General features: G+C 40.5%; 21 protein-coding genes and 1 pseudogene. 14 read left to right on the top strand and 8 right to left on the bottom strand.

The window, feature by feature from the left end:
• Positions 1 to 140: 140 nt before the first annotated feature.
• Together V7112_RS20660 and V7112_RS20655 are read left to right on the top strand one after the other, a co-directional pair.
• Positions 141 to 821: a Na-translocating system protein MpsC family protein gene (locus V7112_RS20660; RefSeq protein ID WP_335423328.1), complete on the top strand. Its 681-nt coding sequence runs from the start codon at positions 141 to 143 to the stop codon at positions 819 to 821.
• A gap of 270 nt (positions 822 to 1,091) precedes the next feature.
• A complete protein-coding gene (locus V7112_RS20655) occupies positions 1,092 to 2,288 on the top strand; it encodes an ATP-binding protein (protein WP_335423327.1) in 1,197 nt (398 codons plus the stop codon).
• Positions 2,289 to 2,927: 639 nt separating this feature from the next.
• Here the strand turns inward: V7112_RS20655 and V7112_RS20650 are convergent.
• Complete coding sequence (locus tag V7112_RS20650) at positions 2,928 to 3,299, bottom strand: ArsR/SmtB family transcription factor (RefSeq protein WP_335423326.1); 372 nt, start codon at positions 3,297 to 3,299, stop codon at positions 2,928 to 2,930.
• Positions 3,296 to 3,715 carry an SRPBCC family protein gene (locus tag V7112_RS20645; protein WP_335423325.1) on the bottom strand — a complete coding sequence of 140 codons (420 nt, stop codon included), beginning with the start codon at positions 3,713 to 3,715 and terminating at the stop codon, positions 3,296 to 3,298. Before V7112_RS20645 ends, V7112_RS20650 begins: the two co-directional genes overlap by 4 nt.
• A 258-nt stretch (positions 3,716 to 3,973) precedes the next feature.
• Between V7112_RS20645 and V7112_RS20640 the strand changes: the two genes are divergently transcribed.
• Together V7112_RS20640 and V7112_RS20635 are read left to right on the top strand one after the other, a co-directional pair.
• Positions 3,974 to 4,693 (top strand): TerC family protein, encoded by a 720-nt coding sequence (locus V7112_RS20640; protein ID WP_335423323.1) that lies wholly within the window; start codon positions 3,974 to 3,976, stop codon positions 4,691 to 4,693.
• 176 nt (positions 4,694 to 4,869) lie between these two features.
• Positions 4,870 to 6,753, top strand: coding sequence for an FUSC family protein (locus V7112_RS20635; RefSeq protein WP_335423322.1), 1,884 nt, complete (start codon positions 4,870 to 4,872; stop codon positions 6,751 to 6,753).
• Positions 6,754 to 6,775: 22 nt separating this feature from the next.
• Here V7112_RS20635 and mreBH read toward each other — a convergent pair whose 3' ends face one another.
• Positions 6,776 to 7,783: a rod-share determining protein MreBH gene (mreBH, locus tag V7112_RS20630; protein WP_335423320.1), complete on the bottom strand. Its 1,008-nt coding sequence runs from the start codon at positions 7,781 to 7,783 to the stop codon at positions 6,776 to 6,778.
• Positions 7,784 to 8,058: 275 nt separating this feature from the next.
• Here mreBH and V7112_RS20625 point away from each other — a divergent pair, with 275 nt between their 5' ends.
• From V7112_RS20625 to treC, 3 genes are all read left to right on the top strand, one after another.
• Positions 8,059 to 8,430: a DnaJ family domain-containing protein gene (locus V7112_RS20625; RefSeq protein WP_335423317.1), complete on the top strand. Its 372-nt coding sequence runs from the start codon at positions 8,059 to 8,061 to the stop codon at positions 8,428 to 8,430.
• A gap of 57 nt (positions 8,431 to 8,487) precedes the next feature.
• Positions 8,488 to 8,868, top strand: coding sequence for a DUF488 domain-containing protein (locus V7112_RS20620; protein ID WP_335423315.1), 381 nt, complete (start codon positions 8,488 to 8,490; stop codon positions 8,866 to 8,868).
• A gap of 245 nt (positions 8,869 to 9,113) precedes the next feature.
• Positions 9,114 to 10,802 carry an alpha,alpha-phosphotrehalase gene (gene treC, locus V7112_RS20615; RefSeq protein ID WP_335423313.1) on the top strand — a complete coding sequence of 563 codons (1,689 nt, stop codon included), beginning with the start codon at positions 9,114 to 9,116 and terminating at the stop codon, positions 10,800 to 10,802.
• A 59-nt stretch (positions 10,803 to 10,861) separates the two neighbouring features.
• On the opposite strand, the gene V7112_RS20610 is transcribed toward treC, so the two are convergent.
• Both V7112_RS20610 and V7112_RS20605 read right to left on the bottom strand, forming a co-directional pair.
• On the bottom strand, positions 10,862 to 11,005 hold the full coding sequence (locus tag V7112_RS20610; RefSeq protein WP_335423311.1) for a hypothetical protein: 144 nt from the start codon (positions 11,003 to 11,005) through the stop codon (positions 10,862 to 10,864).
• A gap of 496 nt (positions 11,006 to 11,501) precedes the next feature.
• Positions 11,502 to 11,729, bottom strand: coding sequence for a DUF1128 domain-containing protein (locus tag V7112_RS20605; RefSeq protein WP_335423309.1), 228 nt, complete (start codon positions 11,727 to 11,729; stop codon positions 11,502 to 11,504).
• Positions 11,730 to 11,834: 105 nt separating this feature from the next.
• On the opposite strand from V7112_RS20605, the pseudogene V7112_RS20600 reads away from it, so the two are divergent.
• From V7112_RS20600 to V7112_RS20590, 3 genes and pseudogenes are all read left to right on the top strand, one after another.
• Positions 11,835 to 12,315, top strand: a pseudogene (locus tag V7112_RS20600) (low molecular weight protein-tyrosine-phosphatase).
• 6 nt (positions 12,316 to 12,321) lie between these two features.
• Complete coding sequence (locus tag V7112_RS20595) at positions 12,322 to 12,675, top strand: YtxH domain-containing protein (RefSeq protein ID WP_335423307.1); 354 nt, start codon at positions 12,322 to 12,324, stop codon at positions 12,673 to 12,675.
• 4 nt (positions 12,676 to 12,679) lie between these two features.
• Entirely contained in the window at positions 12,680 to 13,519 is an 840-nt protein-coding gene (locus V7112_RS20590) for a YihY/virulence factor BrkB family protein (protein WP_335423305.1), read from the top strand.
• A 256-nt stretch (positions 13,520 to 13,775) separates the two neighbouring features.
• On the opposite strand, the gene V7112_RS20585 is transcribed toward V7112_RS20590, so the two are convergent.
• A complete protein-coding gene (locus V7112_RS20585; RefSeq protein WP_335423303.1) occupies positions 13,776 to 15,707 on the bottom strand; it encodes a heavy metal translocating P-type ATPase in 1,932 nt (643 codons plus the stop codon).
• A gap of 338 nt (positions 15,708 to 16,045) precedes the next feature.
• Between V7112_RS20585 and V7112_RS20580 the strand changes: the two genes are divergently transcribed.
• Positions 16,046 to 16,543: a DUF2975 domain-containing protein gene (locus V7112_RS20580; RefSeq protein ID WP_335423301.1), complete on the top strand. Its 498-nt coding sequence runs from the start codon at positions 16,046 to 16,048 to the stop codon at positions 16,541 to 16,543.
• A 10-nt stretch (positions 16,544 to 16,553) separates the two neighbouring features.
• Entirely contained in the window at positions 16,554 to 16,769 is a 216-nt protein-coding gene (locus tag V7112_RS20575) for a helix-turn-helix domain-containing protein (RefSeq protein ID WP_335423300.1), read from the top strand.
• A 30-nt stretch (positions 16,770 to 16,799) separates the two neighbouring features.
• Here the strand turns inward: V7112_RS20575 and V7112_RS20570 are convergent, their stop codons facing one another.
• The gene (locus tag V7112_RS20570; RefSeq protein WP_335423297.1) at positions 16,800 to 16,946 is read right to left on the bottom strand and encodes a BH0509 family protein; all 147 of its coding nucleotides are present in this window, start codon (positions 16,944 to 16,946) and stop codon (positions 16,800 to 16,802) included.
• Between the two features lie 263 nt (positions 16,947 to 17,209).
• Positions 17,210 to 18,385 carry an MFS transporter gene (locus V7112_RS20565; protein WP_335423296.1) on the bottom strand — a complete coding sequence of 392 codons (1,176 nt, stop codon included), beginning with the start codon at positions 18,383 to 18,385 and terminating at the stop codon, positions 17,210 to 17,212.
• A gap of 317 nt (positions 18,386 to 18,702) precedes the next feature.
• On the opposite strand from V7112_RS20565, the gene V7112_RS20560 reads away from it, so the two are divergent.
• The gene (locus V7112_RS20560) at positions 18,703 to 20,226 is read left to right on the top strand and encodes a fatty acyl-CoA synthetase (RefSeq protein ID WP_335423294.1); all 1,524 of its coding nucleotides are present in this window, start codon (positions 18,703 to 18,705) and stop codon (positions 20,224 to 20,226) included.
• 132 nt (positions 20,227 to 20,358) lie between these two features.
• Positions 20,359 to 20,745, top strand: a complete 387-nt coding sequence (locus tag V7112_RS20555) for an OsmC family protein (RefSeq protein ID WP_335423292.1) — start codon at positions 20,359 to 20,361, stop codon at positions 20,743 to 20,745.
• The last annotated feature ends 28 nt before the right edge of the window (positions 20,746 to 20,773 follow it).

Here is a 20,773-nt window from a genome sequence, read left to right as displayed (position 1 = left end):
ACTTTTTTCATAAATCCCACCAAAGTCGACAAACTAAATGGTAAATATGGAAATGAAAGGGGAACGATGCTACAATAATAAAGGCTGATGAATATGAGGTCATTGGTTATTGTGGTGAATTCCCAAAAGGTGGGAAGCACATGGATTTATCGGAAAAATTAAAATACATAAGCAGTTACACGAGTAAACTCCTTCGAAATAAATTTGGTCGAGGACCTGAGAACTGTTTTGCGGTTACAGCTGATCGCTTTTTAGTCCTACATATCCGTGGTTTTGTATCTCCGATGGAAGAGGTTCTTTTACAGGAGAATCAGCATGTTCAGGTGGATCATGCAAGGGATGTTGTGATAAAAAGCATATTACCCGAATTAAAGGGTGTATTCCAGGTGACCCTTGAAACAGAGGTAAGGAACTTTTTTCATGATTGGAACTTTCCGAATAACACAGGTGTCATTATTGCAGAGTTGGAAGATACGTTATTGCCAATGGAAAAAAATGAGGAAGTCAATTTTTCACTTCTTGAATCCGAAGTCGCGCGGATCAGCCTTCTTGTCGAAAAGACACCGGAGGAAACCTTCAGTTTTCAAATTTCCCCTAGGATGTTTATCGTGAAGCGTGAAGGAATATTGGTTCCGATTGAAAAGGCATTAATCGAATCAGGCTTTCAGAAGGAACTCCATTTTACAAAGGACGATCTTGAAAAAAGCTATCTGCATCGCTATGGAAAATTTGATCAATTATTTCAGCGAGAGATTATCGATATCTTTGTTGACTGGAACTTTAAAAATGATAATAGCTTAATTTGTTTTATTTTAAAATAATAGTAAAGTTCAAAAAACAGGATAAAAAGGACCGAGTAGTTCGAGGTGGCGCAGCTTTGAATAGCGGAACGTATGCAGTTAATACGTGAGAACGGAAAAGCAAGCCAACGAAGAAATTCGATGTGTCATTTTTACCGGACTTTTTGAACATCTTCTAAACATGGTAAATGCGAGGATGTCTTTTGGGATAAGCCTTCGTCATGGCCTAACTTCTTTTTGAGGTTAGGTCTTTTTCTTTTTACGGGAGAATAGGGAAAAGGTTGGGTGGAAATGGGAAATAGAAGATGGAAAGCGCTTAATTTTGCAGTTTTTCTATGTTGTCTAATTTTGATTTTAGGACAAATCTTTTTTGTCGGACTTATGAATCGATTGGAGCCTTATCTTTTACTGATGGCACTCATTGCTTCATTATTATCCATTTATGAATCACAAAAAAATCGAGAGTTCCGCTTTCTCGTGGAAAATGCCCCATATGCCATTCTGCTTATGCGCAAAGAGGAAATCATTTATATCAATGATACTGGGAAATATCTAATTGGCATTGAAGATGAGAAATCGGTTATTAGGCATCCGCTGACTGACTTTATTCAATACAATTTTGAAAACACAACGAGGAAAATTGAAAAAGGACACAAATTTAAAAGGATTACCGAAGGGAAAATCGACCATTCTACATTGGGAGAGATAGATGTAGAGATAAAAATAATGCCAATTACGTATCAAGGAGAAAGCTGCCACTATGTTGTCGTTCGTGATATAACGGAGTTGAAAAAGGGCCAGGAGCTCATTCAACATACAGATAAGCTTTCAATGGTGGGAGAGATGGCAGCGGGTATCGCCCATGAAATTCGGAATCCACTTACAAGCATAAAAGGTTTTGTACAGCTTTTACAGGATGAAAAAAAGAACGCCTATACCGAAATTATGGTGTCTGAAATTGATCGCATTAATACGATTGTCGATGAGATGCTGTTGCTCGCAAAGCCAAAGAAGCTTCAATTGCGAAAGCAAAATATCACAAATGTGCTAAATGAGGTTGTTTTTTTGTTAGACACTCAGGCGATTCTTCATAATATCCAAATTAAGACAGCCTATCATGATGATCGTAAAGGCGTGTTCATCCATTGTGAGGAAAACAAGCTGAAGCAAGTCTTTATTAATATTTTGAAAAATAGCATCGAAGCAATGGAAGATGGGGGACTCATCGATATCTCGCTCTATCCAAAGGGAGGCAACGCGGTGATTCGAATTGCAGACAATGGCGCTGGAATCCCGGCAGACAAGCTACAGAGGATTGGCAAGGCATTCTTTACCACAAAGGAAAAAGGAACCGGACTCGGCCTCATGATTTGCCAAACCATCATCCAAGAACACGGCGGCCAAATGACAATCGACAGTGTAGAACACCAAGGAACAACCGTAGAAATTTTGTTGCCGATTATAGAAGAAGGTCTTCATCTGGGATGAAGACCTTTTTGCATTGGCGGTATGGTTGGTTGAAGATGTCATAGGGGTGATGAAGGACCGAAGTGGGTTCGGTTTAGATTGTAACGGTCGTCATCAAGGGGATGATGACCCAAAGGGAGTTCGGTCTAGATTGTAACGGTCATCATCAAGGTGATGAAGACCCAAAGTGGGTTCGGTTTAGATTGTAACGGTCATCATCAAGGGGATCAAGACCCAAAGGGAGTTCGGTCTAGATTGTAACGGTCTTCATCAAGGGGATGAGGACCCAAAGTGGGTTCGGTTTAGATTGTAACGGTCTTCATCGGGGTGATGAAGACCCAAAGCCCGTTCGGTTTAGATTGTAACGGTCTTCATTGGGGTGATGAAGACCCAATGCGAGTTAGGTTTAGACTGTAACGGTCATCATCAAGGGGATGAAGACCGTTTTGAAGGAGTTACTACCTCGTTTTTTCTTTCATAGCGTCGATGAAGAGGATTTCGCAAGAGTTTCATGATTGTTTTCCTTTTCATAGCGCCTGTGAAGAGGATTTCGCAAAGAGTTTCATGATCGTTTTCCTCTTCATAGCGTTGATGAAGAGCATTTCGCAAGGATTTCATCAACGTTTTGCCTTTCATAACGTTGAACAGCAAAGCAAGGTCTTACTCCCCATCCGAATCCGCCGACCCCAACACTTTCAGCAAACCGCCGTCCGAACCATTCTCGGCGATATGCTTTAATACCGATAGCTTGTTGCTCCAGAACTGGTCGAAATACGCAAGCCATTCATGCAGCTCCGAAAAAGTTTCGGGCTGGAGGCGATAGCGTTTTTCTCTTCCGACTTTTTTACCGCTCACTAAATTCGCCTCTGACAGGATGTGAAGATGCTTCACCACAGCCGTCCGGCTCATTGAAAAATGACTCGTTATTTCCGAAATTGGTAATTCCTTTTTCGAGAGTAGGCGCAGTACCTCTCTACGTGTGGGATCAGCAATTGCTTGGAACACATCATATTTTTGAGCAGACTCACTCACTTGTTTGTCGCCACCTGACGTAGCTTTTGTACAATGCCTGCCCAACCGCCATTCATCGTTTCGCGAATCTCTGCAGTTGACCGTTTTGCTTTTTCAATCGTTTCTTCAGAATCCTTCCAGCCACCATGAATGAGGGTAAACTCTGTATTGCCATCAATTTCTTTTAATAAAAACTCTACAAACCAGCCTTCTGTATCCCAAGAAAAAGTAAGTCGATGTGGTGGCTCAACCTTTAGAACCTTACATGGAGAGGGTCCAAATGGAGATTGAATATGAAATTCATGTCCTTCCTCTGCGACTAAATCATTCGGCATAAACCACGTTCCGATCGCCTCACCAGTCGACACAAGCTCCCATACTTTTTGAATCGGTGCTTCGATTAATACAGTTTGTTTTATATCAGGTACGGTAGTCATAATCATTCTCCTTTTAAAATTTAAATAACACCATTTAGTTTCATATTTTTTATTATATGAAACCAAAAGGTGTTATGTCAAGGAAGATATACTACAATAATATATGAGTTTTTAAAAGTGAATATAATGGATATTAGTGGTAATTTTGTAAGCAAGATTCTTTGCAAAAATATTGAATGTGACAAAAAATAGGAGTATGCTAGATTATGTAATTGTCATATAACTATTTTACGATATTAAACAAGGGGGAATTACCCTATGGATATGCTATCAATTCTTGGACTAGCTATCTCTTCAGGAGCTACAATTGCGTTATTAAAAATCATTGCAATTGATATTATTTTATCTGGTGACAATGCTGTTGTAATTGCAATGGCAACTAGAAATCTTCCGAAACATCAGCAAAACAAAGCAATCTTTTGGGGAACTGGTGGAGCTGTGATTTTACGTATTTTATTTGCAGCTATCATTGTTTACTTATTAAAGATTCCATACGTTAATGTAATTGGTGGAGTATTACTTCTTTTCATCGCCTACAAGGTATTAGTTGAAGAAGAAGGAGAAGCACATGTGAAGTCATCATCTGGTATTATGTCAGCGATTGGTACAATTATTATGGCGGATGCGGTAATGAGTCTTGATAATGTTGTTGCCGTTGCAGGTGCTGCAGACGGACACATTGGCATGATTGCGCTTGGAGTTCTAATAAGTATTCCGATTATGATCTTTGGTTCTAAATTCATTGTGAAAGCAATGAACAAATATGCGTGGATTGCATATGTCGGTGCAGGTATTCTTGCTTGGACTGCAGGAGAAATGGTGTTGAAGGATAAAGGGTTAACAAACTTCCTTCATATTGAACATGGACCAGTAACATACCTAATCGCAGCTGTTTTAACCATTCTTATATTAGGAATTGGCTATTTTAAAAACAAAAAAATCGCAGCGAAAAAAGAAGCATTACAACATACAGCATAATGAAATTAAAGGCCAAATCGTTTCCTGATTTGGCCTTTTCCTATTTACATAATTGGTAATCGCTCGGCTAAAGCTAAAGGGAACCAAGAGTAACCGTAGGGACGGTTCCTGTGGTTCCTTTTGCTATTTGGGACCAGTAGAACCGTCCCCTTGGTTCCAAGAAAGAAGGAGTTTGGATGCCGGGGTCGATTATTAAGGATGCGTTTAAGATTAAAAAGACGCCGTTTCCAATGCGAAGGGCGGTTGGAGCGGCAATTAGTTCGTCGGTTCCTGTTATGGTTGGCCTAATACTTGGGAATTTTCAATACGGGTTATTGGCGGGAATTGGAGGCTTTTCCTATTTGTACGTGTTCAATGAACCTTATAAACATCGTGCAAAAAAGGTATTTATCGTGATGCTTGGATTGGCTTCAGTGATGGGACTCGGTACGCTAACTGCCGCTTCTCCTTATATATTTGCGCTTATTCTAGGATTAATCGGTGGGCTTGGTACGTTCATTTTCGGCGCTTTGAACATTCGAGGGCCAGCGTCCATTTTTTTTGTGATTATTTTTGCGATGACATCTGCCATGGAACTTGATCCGGATGCTGCTTTTTTACGTGCCTCATTTGTTTTTTTAGGTGGAATTGTTTCGTGGATTGTCGCGATGGTTGGCTGGTTTTCAGACCCATACGAGCCAGAGAAAAAAGCAATTCATCAAATATATCTGGAGCTATCGAAATTAGCGGGAGCGATTGGTACTTCAAGATTTGATGAAATAAAAGAAAGCACCTTATTTACGTTGAGAGAAGTTGAAACTACGTTTTCATTTGGTTATGTTTCATGGCGAGGCTCTGCCTTTTTTAAACGATTATATGTATTGAAAGATATATCCCATTCGATTTGGGGCGATATTTTGGAACTTGAGTCACGTGGAAAAACAGAAATCGCACCTGAAATTATGGATTTATTAAACCAAATTACTCAATCACTCTGCAAAAAAAATCAAAGCAATGGAATCGAGATTCCAGAGGTAGAACTAGAAGGACCAGAACGACATTTGTTTGAAAAAGTCGTGGAAGCAACTAAAGTGACACAAGTACCAGTTGTCGACCAAGAAATTCATATCATGAAACATTCGCTTGCAAAGCAATTATTAGATGCATTTGATAAAAACTCGATCGTCTTTTTAACTGCATTACGCTATGCAGTTGTGCTCGGAATCTCAGCAATGATTGCTTTTTCATTTGAATTTGAGCGTTCCTATTGGATTCCGGTTACTTGTGGTTCCGTTATGCTCGGCTCCACTATTATAAGTACATTTCATCGTTCAATTCAAAGGTCAATCGGCACACTGGTCGGCATATTAGTTGCCGGGATTATTCTTTCACTCAGCCCTGCACCCATCGTTGTTGCTCTTTTGATTGCCATGTTTAACTTTTTTACTGAATCTTTGATGGTACGGAACTATGCACTTGCCGTTACGTTCATTACGCCAAATGCAATATTAATCGCGGAAAACACAACAAGGCTGAACAATCTGCCGTATTTTGCAACGGCTCGAATCACCGATGTCATCATCGGATGTATCATCGGAATTTTAGGCGTGCTGCTTGTGGGGCGTCAATCAGCTTCAAGCCGGATTCCACATTTGATGTCTAAAACCATTCGCAGCCAATCACAGCTATTTTATAAAATCTTTACGAATAACAGTGAGAAAATAGATGACAGACATCTGAAAAGTAAAATGAGAACCAACTTAAATAACTTACGCACCGTTTACGGAGCAGCACTCGGAGAAATTCCGAATAATATTGCTTCATTGAGTCTCTTATCACCGGTTGTTTTTTCAATGGAACAGCTGGGCTATTTTCTTGAAGCGGGAGCTAGGAATCAATCATTAACAAAAGGAGAGATTGCTCAATTTTTATACATTTTTGAGACAATGGCTCAATCAATTGAACAACGGCAATTACTGGATAGCTTTGACATTCCCGAAATTCCAAAGCATGCACGAATTCAAGAAGAAATCGATACGTTGCTGGAGGCATTAATCGCATATTTAAAAAAGGCCCCATAAGATGACTTATGGGACTAACTTATTATTTTGCAATTTTATGAAGCTTGGTGATGATGCTTAGGGAACGACCGGTTCCGATTGCGACAGATTCAAGTGGATTTGGAGCTAAATGTACAGGAACAAAGATTTCCTGACTGAGCCAATCCTGCATTCCATTTAATAAGGCACTGCCGCCTGTTAGAATAATCCCGCGGTCCACAATATCACCACTTAATTCAGGTGGGCAATCTTCTAATGTGGCTCGGATTGCTTCTAAAATATGAAGTAACGATTCTTTTAATGTTTCTTGAACCTCGGTTGAACGTAATGAAATGGTTTTAGGTAGACCTGTAACAAGATCACGCCCTCGGATTTCCATTGTTTTTACTTCATGATCAATAAGTGCATATCCGATTTCAAATTTAACCTGTTCAGCGGTATGTTCCCCGATCAAGACATTGTATTTTTTACGTACATATTGAATGATATCCTCGTCGAACTGGTCACCACCAATTCGAACAGAGTTGCATGTCACAACCCCTCCAAAGGAAATAATCGCAACCTCCGTATTGCCTCCGCCGATATCAACGATTACGTTTGCGACCGGCTCATCGACAGGTAGGTCAGATCCAACTGCAGCTGCAACAGGTTCTTCGATTAAGTAAACCTGTTTAGCACCACATTGTCTAATGGCATCCTGGATGGCACGTCTCTCAACCGAAGTTGAACCAGAAGGCGTACAAACGACCACATTTGGCTTACGAATCGAGTAGCCAATTTTTTGGCTTACCTTCTTCATAATATGGCGAAGCATATCCGCTGTAACGTTGAAGTCTGCAATCACACCTTTTCGTAAAGGGCGAATTGTCACGATTTTTTCAGGCGTTTTTCCAATCATTCTTTTTGCATCTGTCCCAACAGCGACGACATTGTTATTTGCGGTGTCAATCGCTACAACGGATGGTTCATTAATGATGATGCCTTTATTTTTAGTGTATACCAGAATATTTGCAGTTCCTAAATCAATTCCTATTTCCGTGTTTGAAAACATATTATCTCCATCCTTCAAAAAGTTTGGGGTTATATTTCTAATAGCCCAAAATGCTTCTCCAAAACATTTTTAGCCACTCTTTATAAAATTTTATGAGTAGTCATTTTAACCCACTTCACGTTATAGGAATTCATGACGAAATGTCGATTTTTGGGGGTTGTTGTCATATTGTAAAAAATGAAACATAGGAGAAATATAAGGGGAGAATGGCAATTTGTTCAAAATACACGTAAAATAGTAATAGAAGATACACTCCAAAAAAGGAGGATGTAACGATGGATTTTTCAAATATTGTATCAGAGGACAAAATTCGCAAGGCCTACAAGGATGGAGAATTTGACAACCTACCAGGATACGGCAAGCCGCTAAAGCTTGATGATGATTCCGCGATTCCGGCGGATATTCGCATGGCATATCGTGTCATGAAAAATTCAGGATTCATTAATGAAGAAACTGAGATCAAAAAAGAGCTGCTCACCATTGAGAACCTGCTTGATAACTGTGAAAATGAGGAACAGAGAGTCATCTATCAGAAAAAGCTAAACGAAAAACAGTTTCGCCTAAATCAAATCCTAAAAAATCGAAAAACCTCTCACTCAGCGGTTTTCAAAGACTATCAAATGAAATTGCACAACAAGTTTAAATAATGTGAAAGGGCCAAACCATTGCGTTTTGCCCTTTTCTTTTAGAAAGGAACGAAAATCATGTTGGAAAATCTGGTGCTAAAACGAATTTATGAACCAGCTAGTGTGGAAGATGGAAAACGAATATTAGTGGACGGCATTTGGCCACGAGGCATTTCAAAGGACAAAGCCCAACTCGATTTGTGGATGAAAGAAATCGCCCCGAGCACCGAGCTCCGCAAGGAATTCAACCATAAACCTGAAAGATTTGAAGAATTTAAACAGCACTACATAAAGGAATTACATAATGATGAAGAGAAAAAAACTGCAATTGAGGAATTGTTGCGCATGATCGGAGAAAAGAAAGTGACTCTTCTTTTTGGGGCAAAGGACGAAGCGCATAACCAGGCGGTTGTGTTGAGGGAATGGTTAGAAAAGATTCACCGGAAAGCTTCTAAATAGATGATCTCTAGCCAATATTATAAAAATATGTCTGTTAATCAAAATTTACGGCCAATAACAAAAAAATACGGCTAATAAAAAAAGTTTATGGCTAATAGATCAATTACAGGTCTTCCAATCAAGGTGCCTGCACTCACCATTTTTAAATTTGACTAACTTGTATATACAAGTTAAACTAAAAACAAATAAGTTTATTTTATTTATGAAATACTACAAACATGATTACTTATACGGTGGTGTAGCAGTTGAAACAGCCTTGGTGGAAGAAGTCTGTCGTTTATCAAATTTATCCAAAGAGTTTTAATGACACAACTGGAAATGGTGTTGGTGACCTACAAGGGATCATCGAAAAACTCGACTACTTGAAAGCATTAGGTATTGATGTTATTTGGTTAACGCCAATTTACAAATCCCCGCAGCGAGATAACGGGTACGATATTAGTGATTATTTTGCGATTCAAGAAGAGTATGGCACGATGGAGGATTTTGACCGCTTGCTTGAAGAAGCTCATTCTCGCGGAATCAAACTTATTATGGACATCGTTGTCAACCATACGTCAACTGAAAACGAATGGTTTAAGCAATCTAGTGAGTCAAAAGATAACCCATATCGAGACTTTTATATATGGAAGGACCCAAAAGATGGCCATGAGCCAAACAATTGGGAATCTAAGTTTGGCGGAAATGCCTGGGAGTTTGACGAAAAAACGGGTCAATACTACCTACATCTTTTTGATGTAACACAAGCTGACCTGAACTGGGAAAACGAAGAGGTTCGGAAAAAAGTCTATGACATGATGACTTTTTGGTTTGAAAAAGGAGTAGATGGCTTCCGGCTGGATGTAATTAATTTAATTTCAAAAGACCAGGGCTTCCCTGATGATGATGGGTCTGTGGCTCCTGGTGACGGCCGCAAGTTTTATACAGACGGTCCTCGGGTCCATGAATTCATGCATGAGATGAATCAGAATGTTTTTTCAAAATACGACAGTATGACGGTTGGGGAAATGTCTTCAACAACAATTGACGATTGTATTAATTATTCGAATCCCGACCGTGAAGAGCTAAGTATGACCTTTAATTTCCATCATTTAAAAGTGGATTATCCGAATGGGGATAAGTGGACAGTTGCCGATTTTGACTTCCAAGAGTTAAAAAGAATCCTCTCAACCTGGCAGGTGGAAATGCATAAGGGTGGGGGCTGGAATGCGCTATTTTGGTGCAACCATGACCAACCGCGTATTGTATCGAGATATGGCGATGATGATAAGTATTTAACCGAATCAGCGAAAATGCTTGCGACAACGATTCATATGATGCAAGGAACGCCATATATTTATCAAGGTGAAGAAATCGGCATGACCAATCCGAAATTCGAGGATATCTCTGAATATCGGGATGTTGAATCGCTTAACGTTTACAATATTAAAAAAGAACAGGGATTGAGCAACGATCAAATCATCGAGATTTTGAAACATAAATCGCGTGATAATTCACGTACACCCGTACAATGGGATGCATCTGACCATGCAGGATTCACAAGCGGTACACCGTGGATCAATGTTGCTGCCAATTACAAATCTATTAACGTTGAAAATGCATTAGAGGACAACAATTCAGTCTTCTATCATTATCAAAAATTGATTAAGCTTCGCAAGGAATACGATATTATCACTTATGGTGATTACGAGCTATTAGATGAGGAAGACCCGCAAATCTTTGCATATGTAAGAAACGGGGAAAATGAGAAGCTTCTTGTGGTAAATAATTTTTACGGGAAAGAAGCAACATTCGCGGTTCCTGGAAATATTGAGATGGAAAACTACACAACGGATTTACTTATTTCCAACTATGGAGATTCGCAAACCGATATTTCAAAAGGCATCAGCTTACGACCGTATGAATCAGTGGTCTATCATTTAAAAAGAAAATAAAAAAGTGTAGACAGTTCGCCTACACGGTAAGAGCCATACCCGCATCGGGTGTGGCTTTTTTATAAATCTTGGTCTTTCGGAAGCGGGTCAATTCTTGTGGTGTCATCGTGATCCATCGATGATGCAACAAAGTAAAACCAGAATCCAGCGGAGATAAAATACAACACAGCTATTCCAATAAGCGTTAGCCATAGTCCTAACACATGTATTCCCCCCTTTAGATTGGGGCTGCGGAAAGATAGAAACGATGAAGTCTGGGACAATGGACCTGTCCCCCTGACCCAAAGACGCCCCTTTCTATACGTATATGCAAGACGAGGAGGTTATTGACTGATTATTTAGAAATTGGTTATGGCATCTTCATGGAGGACTTGTGTCTTTTCCGGGATATTTGTGTCATCGCGCCGGGGATATGAGTTATTGGGGGAGTATTTGCATCAGTGCGGGGAATATATGCGTCATTGCGGGAGTATTTGCGTCGTTGCGTGGAATATATGCGTCACTGCGGGAGTATTTGTGTCGTCCAGCGGAAATATGCGTCGTTGCGTGGAAATATGCGTCGTCGCAGGGGTATATGCGTCGTCCAGCGGAAATTTGCGTCGTCCCGGGAATATATGCGTCATACCGGAAATATTTGCATCTCCGCAAAACCCTCACATACAAAAAAGCGGCCACCATGGCCGCCATACAAATTATGTATTATTTATTTTTGCGTAAGCTTCCGAGCTCTTCGACGAGTGCTTGCATTTCATTCGGGCTGAATGTGCTTTTTCTCATGGTGAGGTCGTAGATGTCTTTTAATTCCTCGTACATTTCTTCATCAAAATGGGAAGGCTTAATTGCACCAAAGTTTAGGACTTTAAGCTTTTCTTTGATTTTCTCGATCATAAACTCTACATTTTCGACCGACTTTTGTGAGAGATCCATGTTTTCATCCTTTCAATTTTCAGTGTATTCTTATTGTATCACGTTTCTGCTATTATTTAATATGGTACCATACGGAAAAATATGACATGAAGGAGTATTTACATAATGATAAAAGTATTATTTGTATGTTTAGGGAACATTTGCAGATCACCGATGGCGGAGGCCATTTTTCGAGATATGGTAAAAAAAGAAGGGCTTGCAGATGAAATTCAAGTGGACTCTGCAGGCACTGGTGATTGGCACATCGGACATCCGCCACATCAAGGCACGCAAACCATTTTAACTAAATATAATGTGTCCTTTGAAGGTATTAAGGCGCGCAAGGTTATTCCAGCAGACCTTGAGCAATTTGACTATATTATCGCGATGGACTCTGACAATTTAGGCAATCTACAAAAAAATGACTGGTACAGCAAAAACGGGCCAGATCAAAAGGCTTCTTGATTTCGTCGATGGCAGTAAGGTTACAGATGTGCCTGACCCATATTACACGGGGAATTTTGATGAAGTGTATGAGCTTGTGAGCGATGGGTGTAAGCGTCTTTTAGCTATCATAAAAAAAGAAAATTTTGTTGGAAAGGAGTAATCCAAATTGGCAAAGCGCAATAAAATGGTGGAAGGCATGGTCATTGGGGCTGTCCTAGGAGCGGCGATTTCTTTATTCGATAAGGAAACAAGAGAGCAGTTTTTACATACTAGTAAAAGAGTTAGTAGAAAAGCAGCAGATGTGATGAAAAATCCGCAGGGTTATACAGAGCTTGTGAAGGAACGATTTAACGCGGTTCGTACAACCGTAGAACAGGTAGCAGAGGACGTTCGCATCGTGACCTCAAAGGTGAATGAAATTGTAGAAACGACTCCAGCAATTGTTGAAGCAGTGAAGGAAACAAAGGACGCAATCTCTAATAATTCGGAAGGTATGAGGGACGATAATATAGAGAGGTGAAAAGATGACCCAAATTCGAACTTTAGATTTGCGGTTTATTAAGGAATTATTTTTGCGATATAAGGAGGATGAAGTAGGTAGTCTTTCAGCAGAGCTTGCCTATTTTTTCTTGCTTTCGTTATTTCCATTTTTAATCTTTCTAGTGACACTGATTGGATATTTGCCAATCTCCCAAATCGATGTGTTGTCGTTTGTGAGGCAGTACGCACCCGTGGGTACTGTTGATATGATTGAAGAAAATTTGAATTTTATTGTCGGTTCGCAAAAAGGCGGGCTGTTATCCATTGGTATCATCGGTACTCTGTGGTCATCCTCGAATGGTATTAATGCGGTCGTTCGTGCATTTAATAAAGCCTATGATGTGAAAGAAACTCGGAACTTCTTTTTTACACGAGGGATTTCGATTTTATTAACGTTTGGGATGATTTTTGTCATTATTATTGCTTTGTTATTGCCGGTCTTTGGTAAGCAAATTGGGGTTTTTATTTTTTCTTCGTTTGGTCTGTCTGACGAATTTTTAGATATTTGGAATGGAATTCGTTGGATTGTGAGTGCGACGATCCTGTTTATCGTGTTTACTTTTTTGTATTGGGTCGCGCCGAACCGCCGGCTAAAGATTAAAGAAATCATTTCAGGAGCCTTTTTTGCCACCTTTGGCTGGATGTTTGTGTCCCTCGCGTTTTCATATTATGTGAATAGCTTCGGGCATTTTTCCACGACATATGGAAGCCTCGGAGCCATCATAGTACTCATGATTTGGTTTTATTTATCTGCGATGATCATCATCATCGGCGGAGAAATCAACGCGATCTTAAACTGCCATCGGATTAGGGACGGTCGGTGAGTTTTTCCGAAAGTTACCTTCATGGAAAAGAGGGTAGCGAGAGATAATAGGGGTTGTAAGTACAATACAAGGAGGCAACCTTTATTATGGCTAAAAAAAATGGAAACACAAAGCAAAAGGGAAAAAATAAAAATCCAAAACAAAAAACAAGCAGTTCAGCTAACGGCAGCAACGGCTACCATTAGGAACTAGAGGGACGGTTCCACTGGTCCCCGACATAAAAAGGACTTGACCTCATCTGGTCAAGTCCTTACCTTTATGACTTCAACAATCGAAGGCCGTTTAAGATGACTAGAATGGTGCTTCCTTCGTGGCCAATGACACCAAATGGGAGATCAATGATTTGAAAGAAATTAGACACAATTAACAGCAATATGACGCCGATTGAAAAAATAATATTTTGTTTGATAATCCGATTCATGCGTTTTGAAAGCCTAACTGCTTCAGCAATTCGCGGCAGGTCATTTTTCATAAGAACGACATCTGCAGTTTCAAGTGCCACGTCTGTACCCTGCCCCATCGCAATCCCGACATTGGCCGTTGCTAAAGCAGGAGCATCATTGATTCCATCTCCGACCATCGCAACTGTATCATATTTTGAAATCAGTTCTTTAATATGGCTAACCTTTGTTTCTGGTAAACATTCAGCAATATGTTGGTCAACATGGCTTTCAGCAGCAATTGCTTCGGCTGTTTTTTCACCATCACCGGTTAGCATAACTGTGTAGATTCCAAGATCTTTTAAGGCTGAAATAGCCGAAACCGTATCTTCCCGGACAACATCCTTAAGCGCAAGAATCCCAGCAATGTCGTCACCTGATTTTACATAAACAATCGTTTTACCTTCAGCGGCCAATTGTTTCGCAATCCCATTTTCAAAAGCAACTGCTGCATCTTTCCCGACAAGATCGGATTTACCGATTAGCCAATCAACTTCACCAACTGTTGCTTTTACTCCAAACCCAGGCATATCCTCGATTCCGTCGATTAAAAGGAGCTCCTGTTCATTCGATTTGGCGTGAGACACAATCGCACCAGCTAATGGATGTGTGGATTGATTTTCAATCGAAGCAACGATTTGTAAAAATTCATTTTGCTCGATTGTATCGGCTACAATTACGTCCGTTACAACAGGCTTACCTTTTGTTAATGTTCCCGTTTTATCAAGCGCAATCGCTTTTAGGTTCCCAAGTTGCTCTAGGTGTACGCCACCTTTAAAAAGAATTCCGCGTCTTGCCCCATTTGAAATTGCCGATAAAGTGGCAGGCATAATCGAAGCAACAAGCGCACATGGGGATGCAACAACTAGTAAGACCATTGCTCTGTAGAAGGTTTCTGTCCATGTCCATCCTAAAAGGAAGTGAGGTAGAAACATCATGAAACCAACGGCAATTAACACGAACTTCACATATTTTCCTTCAAACTTTTCGATGAATTGCTGTGAAGGTGATTTTTCACTTTGTGCAGATTGAACAAGTTTAATAATTTTTTGGAATAACGAATCTTCATTTGGCTTTGTCACTTCAACGGTAATCGAACCACGGAGGTTAACCGTTCCTGCAAAAACCTCATCCCCACTGGATTTCTGTACCGGAATTGATTCACCGGTTATAGCTGCCTGGTCCACGTTTGTGTCGCCTTTTAAAAGCTTTCCGTCTGCCGGAATGCGCTCGCCTGGCTTAACTAAAATAGTATCCCCGATTTGAAGAGATGAAACATGTACAACTCTTTCGATTCCGTTTTGAATAAGGGTTGCTTCTTCAGGCTGTAGCCCCATGAGAGAAGAGATTTCCTTATGGCTCTTGTTCATCGTATAGGTTTCAAGGGCACCACTTAAAGCGAAGATGAAGATTAAAATCGCCCCCTCATTCCAGTAACCAATGATGGCCGAACCAATGGCGGCGAAGATCATCAGCATTTCTACATTCAATTCTTTTTCAGCGATTGTATCTGTAATCCCTTCCTTTGCCTTTGCATAACCACCAATGACAAATGCAAGTAGATACATGATGATTGAAGCCGTATTATGTTCAAAATGACCTATTATCCATGCAATCGCAATTAACACACCGCTTGTTAAAGCTGCAATCAATTCCCCATGAAGCTTCACTTTTTCGAGGAATGGAGAAGGTTCTTGTTCAGGTTTATAAATATGTTGCCTAGGAGCGGTCTTTACTTCTGTACTCATTTCAGTCGCCTCCATTTTCTAATTGAGAAAAATAATCATTTTCTACCATCTAATTGAGAATTAAAATCAACGTGTTTTTGCTAATTGAGAAAGGGAATCACAATCAATAAGCCGTTTAAACAAGAAAACTGCAATCGTTTTGATAGCAGCACTTCGTTTTAATCATTTCTATTTTGTAATTATTATTAATTATATCATATCTCCCAAATTTTAAAAGTCCTTTTTATAATTATTTTAAATAAGTTCACAAATAGCGGAAAATGATAATAATTTATTGAAAAACAATAAATGTTCTAGTACACTATTCAAAAAGGTAAAAAATAGGTGAGGTGCTTATTATGGAGGAAATCTTGAGGCTAAAAGAACGAGGGAATACCCTCTTTTTAAAAGCAGCGATCTTTTTCATGGGAATCGTTGTTTTGGCATTATGTATTTTTTGGTTACCTTGGGCAGCAAATGACTTAGCAGTCAAAAATGTAGAATTCGCATATTTGAAGTATCCTTTACTAATTGGAATCGAGATAACGTTGATTCCGTATTTATTTGCGCTCTATCATGGCTTTAAACTACTCGTTTATATTGATAAAAACAGTGCATTCTCTAATAATTCGGTAAAATCTTTAACATTCATTAAATATTGTTCGGCCATCATTAGTGCATGGTATGTCATTGGCTTCTTTTTTGTGATTTCACAAGATGCGGGTAATCCTGGGGTACTACTTATTGCATTAGTCATTATTTTCGCTTGTTTTGTTGTATCGGTTTTTGCTGCCGTTCTTCAAAAGCTATTGAAAAATGCAATTGCAATTCAAGAAGAAAATGACTTAACGGTTTGAGGTGAAAACAATGGCAATCATAATTAACATAGACGTCATGTTAGCAAAACGAAAAATGAGCGTAACCGAGCTATCGGAGAGAGTCGGAATCACAATGGCCAACCTGTCTATTTTAAAAAATGGAAAGGCAAAGGCGGTTCGATTTTCCACATTAGAAGGAATTTGCAAGGCGCTAGACTGTCAGCCAGGTGATATTTTAGAATACAGGGAAGATGATCCAGAATGAAAAAACTCGCCAATTGGCGAGTTTTTTACATTATTCCACAATTTCCTCATAGTGATAATAGGTTGTGTCATAGATATGCTCGATATCTGCATCTGTCATATACATGAACTCCATTTTATCAATGCCCCTGACCTTTTCAATAAACTCAATCATGTTTTTGCGCTCTTGCCTACTCATTAAAATCCTCTCCCTTTTCATTTTTCGTCCTACACATCTGTTTTAATACAGTGTATTAATATTATTTGTATTATATAACAGATTTTTCAAAAACGTCAATAAAATTCTGAAAAATAGGCAACAAAAATAGAAAAGCTTAATGTTTCGTCTATCGGTGACAAGGATAAGACGAGCGCTGACAGAAGGGGCTTTTTGCCTTCCGAAGCGATTGGCTTAGACCAGAGAGCCGATGGCACCTGAAGCTAGACAACAAAAAAGACTCCCTAGAAGGAAGTCTCATTCCCAACTGTTTTAGTTGCTGTTCTAGAACCAAACATAGTCAAAACAATAAAGATGGCTAATAAAATGATCCCAATGACATTGAAAAAGCTAATGTTATCAAAGTATTGGATAAATACTCCACCTACAAACGGACCAATTAGGCTGCCGATACTAAAAAAGATTCCACAAAGCAGGTTACCAGTCGGGAGTAAATTTTTCGGCATTAAGTCTGTCATATAAGAGATGCCGAGTGAAAATGTCGATCCAACCGCCATCCCTGCAAACGTGATGCAGAGCCAGAGTCCGACATGAGAGTGTTCAAGGAAGCTTGCAATCGTAAAGCTTACAAAACCTAAAAATAGGACAATCATTAAAATATTTCTTCGTCCAAACTTGTCGCTTAGAATACCTAATGGAAGCTGGGTGATGATGCTACCAAGCGCGAACGACGTTAATAAAATCGATACAAACGTTACATTTAAATCAATCCGTAAGCCGTAAACTGGGAAGCTCCCGTTTAAGGATGACTCCAAAAACCCGTAAGCCATAGGCGGTAAAAACGCAACCCATGCATATTTCCAGGCTTTTGAAAATCGATTGATCGTTTCTCTAAAGGAGTTCACGCCTAAATCTGTTTCAGGAAATTCATTTTTTAATAGGAATAAAAAGAACCAACCGAATAAACAAAGGACAGAAGAAAGAATAAATGGCAATGATTCACTGATATTGATTAACGGTGTCATTAATGGACCTGTGGCAAAGCCTAGCCCAAAGAATAATCCATATAAGGAGATGTTCCTTCCGCGCTTATCCTCTGGAGAAAATGATGTTATCCATGTTTGAGTTCCAAAGTGTAAGGCGTGGTCACCAATCCCGACCAAGAGCCGCAATGCAAACCAAAACCAAAACGATTTCCATAATGGGAATAAGGCGAGTGAGATGACCACGAGCAATCCCCCAAATAGAATGACCGGCTTATACCCATATTTGCGCAAAGGGTACTCCATAAAAGGAGATACAAATAAGATTCCGATATATAGGGCGGTTGCATTCAACCCGTTTAAGGTGGATGATAGTCCACTATTTTCAAAGATAACAGCAATCAACGGCAACAGCATGCCTTGGCTAAACCCCGAGACAGCTACTATGCTCACTAATATCCAAAAACGCAATTTCATGTTGTTTTCCCCCAGTTTCTTTTCCATTCTAATCATACAAAAAGAACCAGAGATTGGGAATTGAAAAGATTTAACAATATTTAGTGGGGCAAAAAACTAATACAAATAATAAATTTTAAGGTGATAAAGCGACCTCGCAATTACATTGACAGCTTAATGGGAGTAGGTTTATATTTAAAATGAATATTCAAAATTTTTGGTAATCATCATTGTTTTCGTGTTACATAAAATCTTACTGCACTTGTCGAAAAAATCGATGGATGCTCTGAGTTTCACAAGTGTTGTGCTCCAACCTAAATTGATAAGAGAGGACTGAAATGAATATGAGAACAAGCACTATAGCCGAGGCCGTCCGTCGTACGGCCGCACGCGTCCCACGTAATACTGCCGTTGTGTTTGATGACAGGGAGTGGAGTTATCGTGAACTCGACATGGCGGTCACGTGTATTGCGCGCCAACTGTGTAAACAGGGTGTAGCAAAAGGTGACCGAGTCGCCTCGTACGGAAAAAACTCCGATATGTACGTGCTGCTGTTTTTGGCCACAGCACGTATTGGAGCCATCCACGTTCCGGTGAATTTTCAACTCCGGGCTGGGGAACTCGACTACATTCTCGGAGATTCCGATCCAGCACTCATCATCGCTGACCGAGGACTCGCCGATGCAATCACACAGACTAAGTCGAATAGTCATCGGAGGGTACTGAGATTCGAGGACGAAATCATGGAGTGGGCTACCAGTAACGACATCCGTCCCTTGGAGGATGATGAGTTCGATGTTGATGACACAGATGTCGCTCAGCTACTATACACATCGGGTACTACTTCGGATCCAAAGGGTGCCATAATGACGCATCGTGCTCTGATGTACCACTACATGAGCTGCATCCAAGGTCTGGACATCAAGGAGTCAGACCGTGCGCTCCACTGCCTGCCTCTTTACCACTCCGCGCAGATGCATGTGTTCATGCTGCCGGCGCTGTTGGTGGGTGGCTGGAACAAGGTGCTTCCGGCTCCAGAGGCTGGTACTGTGCTTGAAACCATGGAACGGGACGCGATTACATCGTTCTTCGCCGCTCCAACCGTTTGGGTTTCAATCGCGAATCACCCTGAACTAACAACAAGAAGTCTCGGAAATCTTCGGAAGGCCTATTACGGAGCTTCAATCATGCCTGGGCCAATACTCGAGCGGCTGCAGAAGTGTCTGCCAGAGCTCGGTTTCTACAACGTGTTCGGCCAATCCGAGATGGGTCCTGCCTGCACGGTTCTGCGTCCTGAGGAGCATGCGGACCACCCTGGTTCCGCAGGAAGACCAATGCTCTTTGTTGAGGCGCGCGTAGTAGATGCCGAGGGCAATAGTGTCCCCGCCGGTGAACTTGGAGAAATTGTGTACCGTTCGCCCCAGCTTTGTCTAGGCTACTGGAACAAAAGGGAAGCTACAGAAAAGGCGTTCGTAGGAGGTTGGTTCCACTCCGGAGATCTCGTGAAGCAGGACGAGGACGGATACATCGAGGTGATTGATCGGGTGAAGGATGTCATCAACACAGGCGGTATACTTGTGGCTTCCCGCGAGGTAGAGGACTGCATTTATGAGTTGTCCCAGGTTGCAGAGGTCGCAGTTGTCGGAGTACCGGACGAAAAATGGATTGAGGCAGTCACTGCTTTCGTTGTCATCAAGGCTCCCGTGTCTGAGGAGGAAATTCTCCAGCATGTCAGGAACAATTTAGCTAGCTTCAAGGTGCCGAAGCAGGTCGAAATCGTGAAGGAATTGCCGCGAAACGCCAGTGGGAAAATCCTTAAACGACAGCTTCGCAATATCGGAGGCTCAAAGAGCGCTACGTGAATCGTTTTAACATTTCGGGAGCAATGTCTGTTAAGACTTGCTCCTATTTATTTTCTAGAGTTTGATTTTCTTTTCATTTGGGGTAGAACAAGAGTAAACTAATGATAACTTACGATAATGGGGGCATTTTTCATGATTTTTAAAATGAAGGAAGTTGGCTTTTACACAGATGTGGAATACGGGGAGTTGCATGTTGCAGGAGATGAAGCACATGGATTCAGACCGTATCAGCTTTTAGTATCCTCCATCGCAGTCTGCAGCGGGGGTACACTTCGGAAGATTCTTGAAAAAAAGAGGATGCAGGTGGAGGACATCACCATCAATACGAAGGTTGAAAGAAATGAGGCCCGAGCAAATCGGATTGAAAAAATTCACCTTCATTACCTCATAAAAGGAGCCGATTTAAACGAACAAAAAATTGAGCGTTCCATCGAAGTCGCTTCCCGCAATTGTCCGATGGCGCAATCGGTAAAAGGAAGCATTGAAATTACGGAGAGTTTTGAAATCATTGACGAATAAAAACATCATATTAGAACATAATTTTTAT

This window comes from Bacillus sp. JJ1566 (genome assembly GCF_036962685.1).
GTDB lineage: Bacteria > Bacillota > Bacilli > Bacillales > Bacillaceae_L > Ferdinandcohnia.
Note: the sequence above shows the minus strand (reverse complement) of the source record. Positions and strands in the feature narration are given on the sequence as shown.